Source organism: Janibacter indicus, from assembly GCF_900176385.1.
Taxonomy (GTDB): domain Bacteria; phylum Actinomycetota; class Actinomycetes; order Actinomycetales; family Dermatophilaceae; genus Janibacter; species Janibacter indicus.
This window is the reverse complement of sequence record NZ_FWXN01000001.1, coordinates 211,480-226,120: the sequence shown is the minus strand read 5'-3', so window position 1 is coordinate 226,120 and position 14,641 is coordinate 211,480. Positions and strand designations below refer to the sequence as shown.

16 protein-coding genes are annotated in these 14,641 nt (G+C 72.5%); 2 read left to right on the top strand and 14 right to left on the bottom strand.

Annotation, left to right across the window (positions count from 1 at the left end):
- Nucleotides 1-45 precede the first annotated feature (45 nt).
- The 4 genes from B9B60_RS01055 to smc form a co-directional block, all read right to left on the bottom strand.
- Entirely contained in the window at nt 46-513 is a 468-nt protein-coding gene (locus tag B9B60_RS01055; protein WP_084449461.1) for a DUF309 domain-containing protein, read from the bottom strand.
- A 4-nt stretch (nt 514-517) separates the two neighbouring features.
- Complete coding sequence (locus B9B60_RS01050) at nt 518-2,500, bottom strand: M13 family metallopeptidase (RefSeq protein ID WP_084449460.1); 1,983 nt, start codon at nt 2,498-2,500, stop codon at nt 518-520.
- The gene (locus B9B60_RS01045) at nt 2,497-2,712 is read right to left on the bottom strand and encodes a hypothetical protein (RefSeq protein ID WP_072624116.1); all 216 of its coding nucleotides are present in this window, start codon (nt 2,710-2,712) and stop codon (nt 2,497-2,499) included. Before B9B60_RS01045 ends, B9B60_RS01050 begins: the two co-directional genes overlap by 4 nt.
- 95 nt (nt 2,713-2,807) lie before the next feature.
- Nucleotides 2,808-6,404, bottom strand: coding sequence for a chromosome segregation protein SMC (gene smc, locus B9B60_RS01040; RefSeq protein WP_084449459.1), 3,597 nt, complete (start codon nt 6,402-6,404; stop codon nt 2,808-2,810).
- Nucleotides 6,405-6,530: 126 nt separating this feature from the next.
- Here smc and B9B60_RS01035 point away from each other — a divergent pair, with 126 nt between their 5' ends.
- Nucleotides 6,531-7,004: a GNAT family N-acetyltransferase gene (locus B9B60_RS01035; protein ID WP_143445378.1), complete on the top strand. Its 474-nt coding sequence runs from the start codon at nt 6,531-6,533 to the stop codon at nt 7,002-7,004.
- Here the strand turns inward: B9B60_RS01035 and map are convergent.
- Genes map through B9B60_RS01020 form a run of 3 tightly spaced genes read right to left on the bottom strand, consistent with a single transcriptional unit; the run spans nt 6,994 to nt 8,405 of the window.
- Complete coding sequence (gene map / locus B9B60_RS01030) at nt 6,994-7,755, bottom strand: type I methionyl aminopeptidase (protein WP_084449458.1); 762 nt, start codon at nt 7,753-7,755, stop codon at nt 6,994-6,996. The two genes, B9B60_RS01035 and map, sit on opposite strands and share 11 nt — an antisense overlap.
- A complete protein-coding gene (locus tag B9B60_RS01025) occupies nt 7,752-8,069 on the bottom strand; it encodes a chorismate mutase (RefSeq protein WP_072624112.1) in 318 nt (105 codons plus the stop codon). The genes map and B9B60_RS01025 overlap by 4 nt, the downstream gene beginning before the upstream one ends.
- 45 nt (nt 8,070-8,114) lie before the next feature.
- Nucleotides 8,115-8,405, bottom strand: a complete 291-nt coding sequence (locus B9B60_RS01020) for an acylphosphatase (protein WP_072624111.1) — start codon at nt 8,403-8,405, stop codon at nt 8,115-8,117.
- 71 nt (nt 8,406-8,476) lie between these two features.
- On the opposite strand from B9B60_RS01020, the gene B9B60_RS01015 reads away from it, so the two are divergent.
- Nucleotides 8,477-10,393: an acyltransferase family protein gene (locus tag B9B60_RS01015; protein ID WP_084449457.1), complete on the top strand. Its 1,917-nt coding sequence runs from the start codon at nt 8,477-8,479 to the stop codon at nt 10,391-10,393.
- 33 nt (nt 10,394-10,426) lie between these two features.
- Here B9B60_RS01015 and mutM read toward each other — a convergent pair whose 3' ends face one another.
- The 7 genes from mutM to rsmD form a co-directional block, all read right to left on the bottom strand.
- Nucleotides 10,427-11,299 (bottom strand): bifunctional DNA-formamidopyrimidine glycosylase/DNA-(apurinic or apyrimidinic site) lyase, encoded by an 873-nt coding sequence (gene mutM, locus B9B60_RS01010; protein ID WP_084449456.1) that lies wholly within the window; start codon nt 11,297-11,299, stop codon nt 10,427-10,429.
- Nucleotide 11,300: 1 nt separating this feature from the next.
- Entirely contained in the window at nt 11,301-12,038 is a 738-nt protein-coding gene (rnc, locus tag B9B60_RS01005) for a ribonuclease III (protein WP_084449455.1), read from the bottom strand.
- A 13-nt stretch (nt 12,039-12,051) separates the two neighbouring features.
- Nucleotides 12,052-12,246 (bottom strand): 50S ribosomal protein L32, encoded by a 195-nt coding sequence (gene rpmF / locus B9B60_RS01000; protein WP_007927847.1) that lies wholly within the window; start codon nt 12,244-12,246, stop codon nt 12,052-12,054.
- Nucleotide 12,247: 1 nt separating this feature from the next.
- Nucleotides 12,248-12,844, bottom strand: a complete 597-nt coding sequence (locus B9B60_RS00995; protein WP_185221819.1) for a YceD family protein — start codon at nt 12,842-12,844, stop codon at nt 12,248-12,250.
- A gap of 104 nt (nt 12,845-12,948) precedes the next feature.
- Nucleotides 12,949-13,431 (bottom strand): pantetheine-phosphate adenylyltransferase, encoded by a 483-nt coding sequence (gene coaD / locus B9B60_RS00990; RefSeq protein ID WP_084449453.1) that lies wholly within the window; start codon nt 13,429-13,431, stop codon nt 12,949-12,951.
- Nucleotides 13,428-13,982, bottom strand: a complete 555-nt coding sequence (locus tag B9B60_RS00985; protein ID WP_084449452.1) for a hemerythrin domain-containing protein — start codon at nt 13,980-13,982, stop codon at nt 13,428-13,430. The genes coaD and B9B60_RS00985 overlap by 4 nt, the downstream gene beginning before the upstream one ends.
- A 48-nt stretch (nt 13,983-14,030) precedes the next feature.
- Nucleotides 14,031-14,606, bottom strand: a complete 576-nt coding sequence (gene rsmD, locus B9B60_RS00980) for a 16S rRNA (guanine(966)-N(2))-methyltransferase RsmD (RefSeq protein ID WP_084449451.1) — start codon at nt 14,604-14,606, stop codon at nt 14,031-14,033.
- Nucleotides 14,607-14,641: the final 35 nt, after the last annotated feature.

Here is a 14,641-nt window from a genome sequence, read left to right as displayed (position 1 = left end):
AGCGGGCCGCGACGAACCTGGTCGCCGCCCGCGGTCACCCGTGCCTCAGGAGCGAAGGGAGGGCACCGGCACCTCGGCCGACGGGTCGCCCGTCATCGCCCGCGCCCAGGCGACCAGCCCGGCGACGTCGATCCCGTGGGGCGCGATCGCCACGTAGCGCTCGATGGCATCGGCCCCGCGCGAGGCGACGCTCGCCGCGCCGCGGGTGTTGCCGCGTCGCTGGTGGGTCAGCCCGACGGCAAGCTGGGCCAGCCCCTGCCACAGGGCCCGCTCAGGGTCGGGGGCGGACTTCCACTGCTCCTCGAGGACCTCGTGGGCGTGGAAGGGCATCTCGTGGTCGAGGTACTCCTGCGCCTCGGCCAGCGCCTCGTCAGGGGTGCGATCGCGCGCCTCGACGCGTTCGACGCCGGGGCTGCCGTGCGGCAGCGGCCGGCCCAGACCGTCGCGGGGCCGGGCATTTTCGGCGCGGCCGTGCGCGTCCCGGTCACGGTCGGCACCGGACGACGTCACCACGACCTCAGAAGAGCGAGACCCGCTGCTGCGGGTCGAGCCACATCTCGTCGCCCTCGGCGGTGCCGAAGGCCTCGTGGAAGGCGTCGATGTTGCGCACGGCGTTGGCGCGGACGTCCTGCGGGCTGTGCGGGTCGATCGAGAGCAGCCGCACGGCCTCCTCGGGCCGGGCGTCACCGCACCAGACCCGGGCCCAGTTGCTGAAGAAGCGCTGGTCGCCGGTCAGCCCGTCGTCGCCGACCTGCTCGGCCGCGTCGCCGACGGCGATCCGGTAGGCAGCGTGGCCGATGGCCAGACCGCCGATGTCGCCGATGTTCTCGCCGACGGTCAGCGCGCCGTTGACCGTGTGGCCGGGTGCGTGGCGCGTCGAGTAGCGGTCGAACTGCGCGATGAGCGCGTCTCGACGCTCCTCGAAGGCCGCTCGGTCGGCCTCGGTCCACCAGTCGCGGAGGTTGCCCTGCCCGTCGAAGGTCGAGCCGGCGTCGTCGAACCCGTGCCCGATCTCGTGGCCGATGACCGCGCCGATACCGCCGTAGTTGTCGGCGTCGTCGCCGTCGGCGTCGAAGAAGGGCGGTTGCAGGATGGCCGCCGGGAAGACGATCTCGTTGAGCCCGGGGTTGTAGTAGGCGTTGACCGTCTGCGGGGTGAGGAACCACTCGTCGCGGTCGACCGGGCCGCCGAGCTTGCCCAGCGCGCGGTCCACCTCGAAGGCCGCGACGCGGCGAACGTTGCCGACGAGGTCGTCGGCGGCGATCTCGAGCTGCGAGTAGTCGCGCCACGACTGCGGGTGCCCGATCTTGGGGGTGAAGGCCTCGAGCTTGGCGGCGGCCTCGGTCTGCGTCGCCTCGCTCATCCACGAGGACTGCGCGAAGGAGCGGTGGAAGGCCTCGACGAGGTTGTCGACGAGCTCCCCCATCCGCTCGCGCGCCGCCGGCGGGAAGTGCCGCTCGACGTAGAGCCGGCCGACGGCCTCGCCGAGGGAGGCGTCGACGAGCGAGACGCCGCGCTTCCAGCGGGCACGCTGGTCGGGGATGCCGGAGAGCGTGCGACCGACGAAGTCGAACTCGGCGGCGACGATGTCGGCGTCGAGGTAGGCCGCGTGCGCCTGGACGATGCGCAGCCGCAGCCAGTCCTGCCAGGTCGCGAGGTCGACCGTGTCGAGGGCGGTCGAGAGCCCGCGCAGGAAGTCGGGCTGGCGCACGACGACCTCGGCGAAGGGGGTCGCCGCCCCCAGGCCGCTGGCCCAGGCGCTCCAGTCGACGGCCGGGGCGAGCTCGGTGAGCCCGGCGGCGTCGACGAGGGTGTAGGTCTTGAGCGGGTCGCGGTTGGTGACGCGGTCCCAGTGCTCCCCGGCCAGACGGGTCTCGAGCTCGACGACGCGGCCCGCGGTCTCGGCCGCGGCCTCCTCGTCGAGCTCCAGGGCCAGGACGAGCAGGCGCGCGACGTGCTCGCGGTAGGCCGCAAGGGCCGCCTCGTGCTGCTCCTCGCGGTAGTAGGACTCGTCGGGCAGCCCCAGACCACCCTGCTCGAGGTAGAGCACGTAGCGGGAGGAGTCCTTGTCGTCGGTGTTGACGAAGGGGAGGACGAAGCCGCTCACCCCGTCGCGGGCCAGCCGTCCTGTGAGCCCGACGAGGTCGGGCACGCTCGTCACCGCGTCGACGGCGGCGAGCAGGTCGCGGATCGGCTCGACGCCCAGCTCGTCGGCACGGGCCTCGTCCATGAAGGAGCGGTAGAGGCCGCCCACCTTGGCGGACACCGGGACATCGGCCTCGCCGGACTCGACGGACGCCGCGACCTCGTCGATGAGGACGCGCACATCGCGCTCGGCGCGCTCGCGCAGCACGTCGAAGACGCCGTAGCGGCCCCGGTCGGCCGGGATCTCCACCGACCGCAGCCAGTGGTTGTTGACGTGGCCGAAGAGGTCGTCCTGGGGACGGACCTCCTCGTCGACGGCCCCGCGGATGCTCAGCTGGTCGAGGTCGCCGCTCATGAGGCCTTGCGCTTGCCGGGGCTCGCGCTCGAGATCAGGCCGGACGTGCGGCTCGCGGCGCCGTCGGCGCTCTCACGGACCTTGACCACGACGCGCTCCCCGCGGGCGGTGAGGATCTCGCGCCCCTCACGGCGGGCGGGCACTGCGACGAGCCCCATCACGGCGACGGACAGGGCGAGGCAGACCAGCAGGCCCACGATCATGGCGGTCATGGCCCCATGCTCCCCCGTGCGGGCGACCGGCTCAACTCGACCCGCCGGGAGTCCCGAAGGCTGAATCCGGCGTCAGGAACCGGGCAGCATCCGCTTCAGGCCGGCTGGGCCTGCTCGTCGGCGGGGGCCACGTCACGCAGCCGCTGGCTGACGACGGTGGTGATGCCGTCGCTGCGCATCGAGACGCCGTAGAGGGCGTCGGCCACCTCCATCGTCTTCTTCTGGTGCGTGATGACGATGAGCTGGCTGGAGTCGCGCAGCTCCTCGAAGAGCATGATCAGGCGCCCGAGGTTGGTGTCGTCGAGGGCGGCCTCGACCTCGTCCATGATGTAGAAGGGCGAGGGCCGTGCCTTGAAGATCGACACGAGCAGGGCGACGGCCACGAGCGAGCGCTCGCCACCGGAGAGCAGCGACAGGCGCTTGACCTTCTTACCCGGGGGGCGGGCCTCGACCTCGATGCCCGTGGTGAGCATGTTGCCGGGGTCGGTGAGCACGAGGCGCCCCTCGCCGCCGGGGAAGAGGCGCGAGAACACCCCTTCGAACTGCTCGGCGGTGTCGGCGAAGGCCTCGGAGAAGACCTGCTCGACCCGCTCGTCGATCTCGGCGACGATGTCGAGCAGGTCCTTCTTCGACTGGCGCAGGTCCTCCAGCTGCGTGGTGAGGAAGGTGTGCCGCTCCTCGAGCGCCGCGAACTCCTCGAGCGCCAGGGGGTTGACCTTGCCCAGGGACTTCAGCCCCCGCTCCGCGGTCCGCAGGCGCTTTTCCTGCAGCTCACGCACGTAGGGCTGCGGCTCGGGGAAGTCCTCGGCCTCCGGGTCCTCGTCGGGGCCCGCGACGTGCGGCACGAGCTGGTGCGGGCCGTACTCCTCCATGAGGACGTCGGGGTCCATCCCGAGCTCCTCGATGGCCTTGGTCTGCAGCTGCTCGATCTTCGCGATCTGCTGGGCCCGGGCCACCTCGTCACGGTGGACCTCGTCGGTGAGCTCGCGCAGGGCGTCCTGCTGCTCGGTGAGCTCGGTGCGCAGGCCGCGCAGGGCCTCGTCGCGCTCGGCGCGCGCGGCCTCGCCCGCGTCACGCTGCTGCGCAGCGACCGTCGCGGCCGCTGCCGTCCGCTCGGCCGACCACGTCGCCGCGGTCTCGACGGTGGCAGCGACCTCGGCCTCACGACGCCGACGCTCACGACGGGCGCGCAGGCGCTCGCGGGCGGCGATCTCGTTGCGGGCGGCACCCTCGAGGGACTCGGCGCGACCGTGCAGGGAGCGGGCGCGCTCCTCCTTGGTGCGAAGGGAGAGACGCACCTCGGTCTCGGCGGTGCGGGCCGAGCTGGCCTCGAGCTCCAGCCGCTCGCGGTCGTCGGTCGCGTCGTCGCCATCGTCGTCGGTGGGCTCGGACGAGGCGTCCTCGAGCCGCTGCTCGAGCTCGGCGAGCTCGGTGCGATCGGCATCGAGCGCGGTGGTGACGTCGGCGATCTTGGCGCGGGTGCGCTCGGCCTCGGCCCGGGCCGTGCGCGTGGTCGTGCCCAGACCCCCGAGCTGCTCCGCGACCGCGGCCATCCGCGCGTCGGACTCGTGGAGGGCCTCCATGGCCGCGTCACGGGCCTCGACCCGCTCGGCGAGGGTCGCCCGGGCGGAGGTCAGCGCAAAGGTCGACTCCTCGCTGCGCCGGGTGGCGTCGAGCAGCACCTCGCGGGTCTCGTCGACGGCGGCCTGCAGCTCGAGCAGGCTCGGTGCGGCACTCGAGCCACCGCGCACGAAGCCCGGCCCGTAGACGTCGCCCTCCTCCGTCACCGCCGTGAGGTCGCCGACCTCGTCGAGCAGGGCCAGGGCGGCCGGGGTGTCGGCCACGAGGGCGACCCGCTCGAGCACCTGCTCGACGGCGGGTCGCACGCTCTCGGGTGCGGTGACGACGTCGAGCGCCCACACGGCGCCTGCCGGCAGCGAGGGCCACGCGGTCCGGTCGGAGGGGCGTGCGGTTGCCCCGACGACGAGCGTCGCGCGGCCGGCGTCGTCGGTGCGCAGCCGCTCGACGGCCCGGGCAGCGGCATCGATGCTGCCGAGGGCGAGGGCATTGCCGGCCTGATCGAGTGCGGCGGCGACGGCGGCCTCGTGGCCCCCGGTCACCGTGACCAGCTCGGCGACCGAGCCGAGGATCTCGTGCTCGTCCTCGGCGGCCTCGCGCAGGGCCTCGACGCCGTCCTTGCGGCGCAGGCTGAGCTCGAGCGCCTCGAGACGGGCCTGCGCGGACTGTCGGTCGCGGTCGGCGACCCGGCCGGCCTCGACGATCCGCTCGACCTCGGCCTCGGCGGCGTCATGGGCCTCGGCAGCGCGCTCGTAGACCTCGTCGAGCCCCTCCTCGCTGCCCTCCTCGTCGGCGATGGTGCCCTCGAGCCGGGTGAACTCACGGTCGGCCTCGTCGGCTCGGGCGAGAGCGGTGGCCACGACCTCCTCGAGGCGGCCGACCTCGGCCTCGCGCGCCTCGATGCGGGAGCGTCGGGCCCCGACCTGCCCGGCGAGCCGGGCCAGGCCCTCGCGGCGGTCGGCGGCGCGCTGGGCCAGGGCGGCGATGCGCTGCTGCTCCGCCGCGTGCGCGCGCTCGGCGGCCTCGCGGGCGGCGACGGCCGCGGCGAGCTCCTCGCCGACGCGGGCGATGTCGGCGCGCAGCTCCTCCTCGTCGGCGCGGGCCCGGGCGGCCTGCTCGCGCAGCGCCTCCGGGTCACGGCCGCTCGTCGTCTCGACCTCCTCGTCCTGCCCGAGCAGGCGCACGCGCTCGGCGGCGAGCGACGCGGTCGCGGTCAGCTTGTCGGTGAGCGAGGCCAGGCGCACGGCCCGCTGCTGGGCGGCGGCCAGCTCGGCGGCCGCCGAGGCACCGGCCTCCTCGTGCTCGGTGATGCGGGTGCGGGCGGCGAGCACCGCCTGCTCGAGGACCTTGCGGCGCTCGAGCATCGCCTGCTCGTCGGCCACCTCCTGCTGGAGGGCGGAGGTCATGCGCACGAGGTCATCGGCAAGGAGGCGGTGGCGGGCGTCGCGGGCGTCGGCCTGGATGACGGCGGCCTTGCGCGCGGTCTCGGCCTGACGGCCGAGGGGCCCGAGCTGGCGACGGATCTCGGTCGTCAGGTCGGCGACGCGCGAGAGGTTGGCCTCCATCCCCTCGAGCTTGCGGATCGCCTTTTCCTTGCGCTTGCGGTGCTTGAGGACGCCGGCGGCCTCCTCGATGAAGCCACGTCGCTCCTCGGGCGTCGCGCGCAGCACGGCGTCGAGCTGCCCCTGCCCGACGATGACGTGCATCTCGCGACCGATGCCGGAGTCGGAGAGCAGCTCCTGGATGTCGAGCAGCCGGCACGAGGTGCCGTTGATCGCGTACTCCGAGCCGCCGTTGCGGAACATCGTGCGGCTGATCGTCACCTCGGTGTAGTCGATCGGCAGCGCGCCGTCGGAGTTGTCGATCGTCATCGTCACCTCGGCGCGGCCCAGGGCCGCACGACCCGTGGTGCCGGCGAAGATGACGTCCTCCATCTTGCCGCCGCGCAGGGACTTGGCCCCCTGCTCCCCCATGACCCAGGCGAGCGCGTCGACGACATTGGACTTGCCCGAGCCGTTGGGCCCGACGATGCACGTGATGCCCGGCTCGAGCCGCATGTGGGTCGCCGAGGCGAACGACTTGAAGCCCTTGAGGGTGAGGCTCTTGACGTACACGAGCGGGGCGCTCCTCGGGCAGACGGTGGTCGGGTTGGGGCGGGTGTGGGCCGGCCAGTGCGGGCCACTCTACTTTCCGGCCGCATCACACCCAGGGAAAGCGCGCACGGTGGTTGACTCGCCCAGGTGAACCTCACCATCTCCCCGGCCGACTGGGACGACCCTCGGCTCCCGGCCTTCCTCTCCGAGCACCTGCGCGAGATGGAGCCCACCGCCCCTCCGGAAAGCCGTCACGCCCTGGACCTCTCGGGGTTGCAGACCGGTGGGGTGCGCGTGTGGATCGGGCACCTCGGCAGCGCGCTCGCCGGGACGGTAGCCCTCGCGCCGCTGACGCCCGGGCACGAGGAGCTGAAGAGCATGCGCACCGCACCCGACCTGCGCGGTCACGGGGTCGCCGGTGCGCTCCTGCAGCATGCCCTCGCCGACGCGCGGGCGCGCGAGGTCACCCGGGTCTCCCTCGAGACGGGGAGCATGGACTTCTTCGCCCCGGCGCGTGCGCTGTACGGGCGGCACGGATTCGGCCCGTGCCCTCCCTTCGGTAGGTACCGGGAGGACCCCAACAGCGTCTTCATGACGCTTGAGCTGGCCGTCAGGCTGTGAGGATGAGCGGGTCGCCGTCGGTGATGGCGACCGTGTGCTCGCTGTGCGCCCCGCGGGAGCCGTCGGCGCTGCGCAGGGTCCACCCGTCGGGATCGGTGAGGATCTCGTCGGTGCCGGCCATGAACCACGGCTCGATGGCGATGACGAGACCGGGACGAAGGGGGATGCCCCGGCCCGCGCGCCCGTCGTTGGACACGTGCGGGTCACCGTGCATCTCCCGGCCGACGCCGTGACCGCCGAACTGGGTGTTGATCGAGTAGCCCTCGCCGCGCGCGACGGCGGCGATGGCGGCGCTGATGTCGCCCATCTTGTTGCCGCCGCGGGCCTGCGCGATGCCGGCTGCCAGGGCGCGCTCGGTCGTGTCGATGATCCGCAGGTCCTGCGGGTCGGGGGTGCCGACGACGAAGGACTTCGCCGCGTCGCAGACCCAGCCGCCGACGGAGACGGCGAAGTCGACCGACAGCAGGTCGCCGTCACGCAGCCGGTAGTCGTGCGGCAGCCCGTGCAGCACGGCGTCGTTGACCGAGGTGCACAGCACCTTGCCGAAGGGGCTGGCCCCGAAGGAGGGGTGGTAGTCGATGTAGCAGGAGGTCCCGCCGGCCGCGTCGATCATGCGGTGCGCGAGGGCGTCGAGCTCGAGGAGGTTGACGCCGACGTCGGCGGCCTCGGTGAGGGCGGCGAGCACGTCGCGCACGAGCCGACCGGCCGGGCGCATCGCCTCGATCTCGGTGGGCGTCTTCAGCTCGATCATCGGGTCTCCCCCTGCTCGCCGGCGGCCTGCTCGTGGGCGATCTGCTCGTGGTGGTGGATGACCTCGGCGATGACGAAGGTGAGGAACTTCTCCGCGAAGACCGGGTCGAGACCGGCGGTGTCGGCGAGGTCGCGCAGCCGCGCGATCTGCCGCTCCTCGCGGGCCGGGTCGGCGGGCGGCAGGTCCATCCGCGCCTTGAGCACCCCGACGCTCTGGGTTGCCTTGAAGCGCTCGGCCAGCAGGTGGATCAGGGCCGCGTCGATGTTGTCGATCGACTGGCGCAGGCGCAGCAGCTCGGGGGGTGTCTCGCTCACCCGCTCAAGGTTAGGTCACCGCTGGCAGGCGCCCGACGGGCCGTCTCACTTCTCGACGAAGCCGGCGATCCCTCCCTTCGCCGGAGCGTCCTGGCGCACCACCGAGGTGACGTGGCCGGGGCGCCGCGTCGTCGACGGCTCCTCCCGCAGCAGCCGGTCGAGCCCCTCCAGGGACGAAGGGGGACCCTCCCCCACGACCTCGACCCGCCCGTCGTCGGTGTTGCGGGCGTGCCCGACGAGGCCCAGCTCGAGGGCCCGGGAGCGGGTCCACCAGCGGAAGCCGACCCCCTGGACCCGACCGCGGACGAACCACGTGGCGCGCTGCGTGCTGCTCATGCGGGCGAAACTACCCGGCCGCACGGTGCGCCTCCCCCACCCGGGCGCCGCTTGTGCCTAGCGTCGTGCCCGTGGGTCAGCAGCCTTCCGCCACCGTCGACGCCCCGTCCGCGCCCGACGCGCTCGCCCCCGCCGCCGCCACGTCGGCGCAGGGGCGGCCTCTGCGTGGCCACCTGGCGGGCCTCGACGGTCTGCGCGCCCTGGCGATCGTCGCCGTCGTCGTCTTCCACCTCGACCCCGCGTGGCTACCCGGCGGCTTCCTCGGGGTCGACGTCTTCTTCGTCATCTCCGGCTTCCTCATCACGACCCTGCTCGTCCGCGAGCGCCGCTCGACCGGCGGCGTGGACCTGCGCGGCTTCTGGACCCGGCGGGCCCGCCGCCTGCTGCCCGCCCTGCTCCTCGTCGTGCCGGCCGCGGTCCTCATCGCGCGCACCGTCGAGGCCGACCTGCTCGTCGGCATCCGCCGGCAGGCGCTCGGCGCGCTGACCTTCTCGACCAACTGGCTCGAGATCGCCGGCGGCTCCAACTACTTCGCGGCGACCTCCCCGCAGCTGTTCATGAACTTCTGGAGCCTCGCGGTCGAGGAGCAGTTCTACCTCGTCTGGCCCCTCGCGATGCTCGGCCTGCTCGCGCTGCACCGGCGCTTCGCGCTCACCGAGGGGGTCCTCGCGAGCCTCGTCCTCGGCGTCGGTGTCGCCTCCGCGCTGAAGATGGCCCTGACCTACGACGCGGCCAACCCCACCCGGGCCTACTACGGCACTGACACCCACCTCTTCGGGCTGATGCTCGGCGCCGCCCTGGCCATCGTCTGGGCCGGCCCGCTGCGGGCCTACACGACCTCCTCGGTGTGGTGCTCCCGCCGGCGTTGGGTCATCGGTGGCTCGGCCGTGACGATCGCCGCCCTGTTCTTCCTGGCCGGCGAGGAGCACGCCTGGACCTTCTCGCTCGGGATCCCGCTCGTCTCCCTGGCCACGGCCGCACTGCTGCTCGCGGCAGTCGAGCGCCCCGGCCGCCTGCGGACCGTGCTCGAGCTGCCGCCGCTGACGTGGATCGGACAGCGGTCCTACGGCATCTACCTGTGGCACTGGCCGGTCATCCTCATCATCGCCCAGGACATCCCGACCAACGCCGGCACCGCCCCCTTCGTCTGGACCCGGGTGTGGGCCGTCGTCGTGACGCTCGCCCTCGCCGACCTGTCCTACCGCTTCGTCGAGACGCCGGTGCGGCGGCTCGGTTTCCGCGAGAGCGGGCGACGCGTCCTCGGCGCCTTCGCCCACCTGCGCTCCGTGCGAGTGCGCCGGGTCGTCGCCGGCGCCGCCCTGGCCGCCGCGCTCGTGCTCACCGTCGTGCTCGTCACGGCCCCCGACCGCACGAGCACGCAGCGCACGATCGAGGCCAACCAGGCCAAGGCGGCCGCCCCGCGCAAGACCGAGCCGGCCCCGACCTTCTCCGGGACCAAGAGCTTCACGATGCCCGAGGGCGACGAGATCGACGTCTTCGGCGACTCGATGGTCGTCGGCTCGGTCCCCGCGCTCGAGTACTACTTCCCCGGCATCCAGATCGACGCCCGCTCCAACCGCCAGTGGTCCGCGGGGCTGTCAGCCGTCGAGTCCGCCGGCGACTCGCTGCGCCGCGCCGTGGTCCTGGCCTTCGGCACCAATGCCGGCACCGATCCCGACACCGTCGAGCAGATCCTCGAGGAGATCGGCGACGACCGCATGGTCGTCATCGTCAACCTCCACGCCGACCGCCTCTCCCGCATCGACGACGACAACGCCGCGCTCGAGCGGATCGCCGACGAGCACCCCAACGTCGCCCTCGCCGACTGGGACGCCGCGGTGAGCGCCGAGGACCTCCAGTCCGACGGCATCCACCCCTCGCTCGGCGGTGCGCACACCTACGCCGCCACGATCCGGCAGGCCTTCGCCGACCTCTCCGAGAAGCACACCGGCAAGGCCGTGCAGCTCAAGGAGCTTCCCCGCCCCTGACGTCGCATGTCCCCCAGGTCATGACGAAGGGGGTCAGCCCCGGGCCGCCCGCGGCCGCACCTGGCAGCGGGGGCAGCTGGTCGAGCTGCGGTTCATGAACTGCTCGCGACGCATCGTCGTGCCACACCGTGGACAGGGGCGGCCCTCCTGGCCGTAGGCGGCGAGCGACCGGTCGAAGTAGCCCGAGGCGCCGTTGACGTTGACGTAGAGCGCATCGAAGCTCGTGCCGCCCTGGTCGAGTGCCTGCGCCATGACGTCGCGGGCATGGTCGAGCAGCCGGGCGATGGCCGGCTTGGTCAGCGAGGAGGCCAGCCGCTCCCCGTGGACCCCCGCCCGCCACAGGGCCTCGTCGGCGTAGATGTTGCCGATGCCCGACACGACCGTCTGGTTGAGCAGGACCCGCTTGATGCCGCTGCGTCGGCGCTTGATGTCGCGCACGACGGCGTCGCGGTCGTAGCCCGGGTCGAAGGGGTCGAGCGCGATGTGGGCGACGGTGCTCGGCACTCCGTCGACGAGATCGGCCAGGGCGAAGCCGCCGAAGGTGCGCTGGTCGACGAAGCGCAGCTCGTGCCCGCCGTCGGTGAAGACCAGACGCCCGTGCGTGTGCTTGGCCAGCGGGTCGACAGGATCGGTGACGAGCATCTGCCCGCTCATGCCGAGGTGGACGATCAGCCCCTCGTCGGGGACGGCGTCGGGGGCGTCGGCCAGGGAGAGCCACAGGTACTTGCCCCGGCGGTGGGCGCCGGTGATCGCCCGCCCGGCGAGGCGGTCCTCGAGGTCACGCGGCCCGGGCACGTGACGTCGCGCGACCCGCTCCCCCGTGAGGACGACGTGCTCGAGGGTGCGGCCACTCACGTGGTCGGCCAGGCCGCGACGGACGACCTCGACCTCGGGCAGCTCCGGCACGTCAGGCCGGCTGGTCGGCCGTGAGCGCCGCGTAGGCGTCGGCGGCTGCCTTCTGCTCGGCGACCTTCTTGGTGCGGCCGGCACCACGCCCGCGCACCTGCTCACCGACGAGGACCTCGGCGGTGAAGGTCTTGTCGTGGTCGGGACCCTCGTCGCTCGTGCGGTACTGGACCGCGCCGAGGTCCTGCGCCGCCGCGACCTCCTGCAGCGAGGTCTTCCAGTCGAGTCCCGCGCCGAGGGTCGCGGAGTGCTTCATCAGCGGGTCCAGGAGGGAGTGGACCAGCCGGCTCGCGGCATCGAGACCGCCGGGTTTGGCCGTGGAGAGGTAGACCGCGCCGATGACCGCCTCGACGGTGTCCGCGAGGATCGAGTCCTTGTCGCGACCGCCGGTGCTCTCCTCGCCCTTGCCGAGCATGACGAAGTCGCCCAGGCCGATGGTGCGCCCGACGTCGGCGAGGGCACGCATGTTGACCACCGCCGCCCGCAGCTTGGCCAGCTCACCCTCGCTGAGGTCGGGGTGAGCGCCGTGCAGGTGGTCGGTGACGACGAGGCCGAGCACCGAGTCGCCGAGGAACTCCAGGCGCTCGTTGTGCGGCAGTCCGCCGTTCTCGTAGGAGTAGGAACGGTGGGTGAGGGCACGCGTGAGCAGCGGCTCGTCGACGGGCTCTCCGGTCACCTCGACGAGGTATCGGGAGAGCTCCTCGGCGGGCCGCTGCTCCGGTGAGGTCCTGTCGCTCATTGCGACAGGTGGCTCAGGCCTGGTGCTCGGTGCGGTCCGCGGTCGCGTAGTAGCGACCCTTGTAGGTACCGCAGCTCGGGCAGGCCTGGTGGGCCGGCGCCGGCGACTTGCACTGCGGGCAGGTCGACAGCGCGGTGGGCGTCGCCTTCCAGTTGGCCCGACGGCTACGGGTGTTGGAGCGCGACATCTTCCGCTTCGGGACGGCCACGTCAGTTCCTCTTCTCTTCGTTGTCCTCATCCCCCGGCGTGGTGGCCAGAGGCGCAAGCGCCTCGAGTGCCGCCCACCGGGGGTCGATCAGCTCGTGGTGGTGCTCCGGGTCGTCCTCGAGCCTGGCTCCGCACTCGGAGCACAGTCCCGGGCAGTCGTCCCGGCACACCGGTTGGAACGGCAGGTTCGGCAGAACCGCGTCCCGCAGCACCGGCTCGAGATCGATCATGTCGTCCTCGATCCGGTGCTCTTCCTCCTCGTCGGCCTCCGCGTCCACCTCGCGGTGGTGCTTCGCCCGATCGGGCCAGACGAACAGCTCCTGGAACGAACTGTCGACCGGCAGGTCGATCTCGTCCAGGCACCGCACGCAGGCACCCGTCGCCGTGGCAGAGACCGTTCCGCTCACCAGCACGCCCTCGTGCACGGACTCCATGCGCGCCTGCAGGTCCATGGGCTGGCCCTGCGGGACGGTGAGCACGTCCGTGCCGAAGTCGGCGGGTGCGTCGGCCTGGAGCGACACTTCGTGCATCGACCCGGGTCGTCGGCCCACGTTCTTGGCGTCGAGCACCAAGGGCGAGGCGGGGGCGTTGCGGTTCATGGCTCCAGTCTCCGACAGAACGGTCCACGACACGACGACGTAGACCGACGCACCAGACTACCGGCGATCCCCCCTTCGTCCCAAACCGACGAAGGGAGTGGGCCTCAGGGCCGGGGCAGACGCTCGACGAGGGCGTCGCGCACCTCGTCGGAGACGAGACCGGTGACGTCGCCGCCGAAGCGCGCGACCTCCTTGACCAGCGAGGAGGAGACGTGCTCGTGGCGCGGGTCGCCGGGGATGAAGAGGGTCTCGACACCGGTGAGATGACGGTTCATGAGCGCCATCGGCCACTCGTAGGAGAAGTCGGTCTCCCCGCGCAGGCCCTTGAGCAGCACCCGGGCCTCGAGCTCGGTGCACACGTCGACGATCAGCCGGTTGGCGAAGGCTTGCACCCGCACGTTGTCGAGGTCGGCCACCTGCGCCTCGATGAGGGCGACCCGCTCGTCGACGGTGAAGGTCCCCTGCTTGGCGGGGTTGTGCAGGATCGCCACGACGACCTCGTCGAAGAGCGTGGCGGCCCGGCGGAAGACGTCGACGTGGCCGACGGTGACCGGGTCGTAGGAGCCCGGGCAGACAGCGCGCGTCATGACGGCTGGTCGTCGTTGGGCAGGAGCCCGTCCTCGTAGGCCTGCTTCACCAGCGACTCGACCTGCTCGAGCGACCCGGCGCCGTCCTCGAGCAGCTCGTTGCGTCGGGCGGCCCAGTCGGCACCCAGCTGCTGGCGCAGCTCCTCGGAGGCGTCCTCGCGCGCCGGGTTGAGGATGGTCTGCTCCTCCTCGCCGATGTGGTGGTTCAGCACCTCGGCGACCGCCTCCACGGCGTCGTCGAACTTCTGGGTGTCGGTGCCCTTGGCCTGCAGCAGGTGGAGCAGCGCCTCGTTGGTCGCGGCGTGCTCCTTTTCCCCGTGGTGCTCCTCCTCGCCCTCGATGACATCGCGTCGGACGAGCTTGGGGTAGACGACCTCCTCCTCGGCCTCGCTGTGCGCGATGAGCAGCGCGGCGAATGCGCTGCGGGCCCCGTCGCGGTCGGCGCTGACATCACGCATGTCGCGCATGAGGTCCTCGAAGAGCCGGTGGTCGTCGGCGATGAGGTCGGTGATGTCCCCAGCGGCCGGGCGCGGGATCGTGTAGTCGCTCATGGCCCCATTCCTACCGGATGCACGGGCCCGCGGTGGGATGCGGGGCGCTCAGATCTGGTAGTCGGGCGCGACCCGGGTCGCGAACCACAGGGTCGTCTCGCCGTAGGACTTCGACCCCTCGGTGACGATCCCGTCGGGCCAGGTCGGCTCCGGCGAGCGCGACGAGCGCTCGATGACGATGACCGGCTCCTGCGCGAGCCACTGGTGGGCGAGGAGCATCTCGAGGACCGCGCCGAGCGACTCCTCGGTGACGTCGTAGGGCGGGTCGGCGAGGACGAGGTCGTACATCAGCGAGGCCGGCCGGTCGAGCGCCTGCTCGACGGAGCAGGACTGCAGCCGCGCCCCGGCGACGCCGAGGTCGGAGATGTTGGCGCGGATCGTCGCGGACGCCCCGCGGTCGGACTCGACGAGCAGCACGCTCGCGGCGCCGCGGCTGGCGGCCTCGAGGCCGAGGGCCCCGGAGCCGGCGTAGAGGTCCATGACATGGGCGCCGTCGATGACGCCGCGCGCCTCGAGCGAGGAGAAGAGCGCCTCGCGCACACGGTCGGTGGTGGGCCGGGTGCCGTCGCCCGCGGGCGTGCGCAGTCGCCGCCCGCCGGCCTCGCCGCTGATGATCCGAGTCACGCACCCATGATGCGCCATCGCCGGCAGTGGGGACC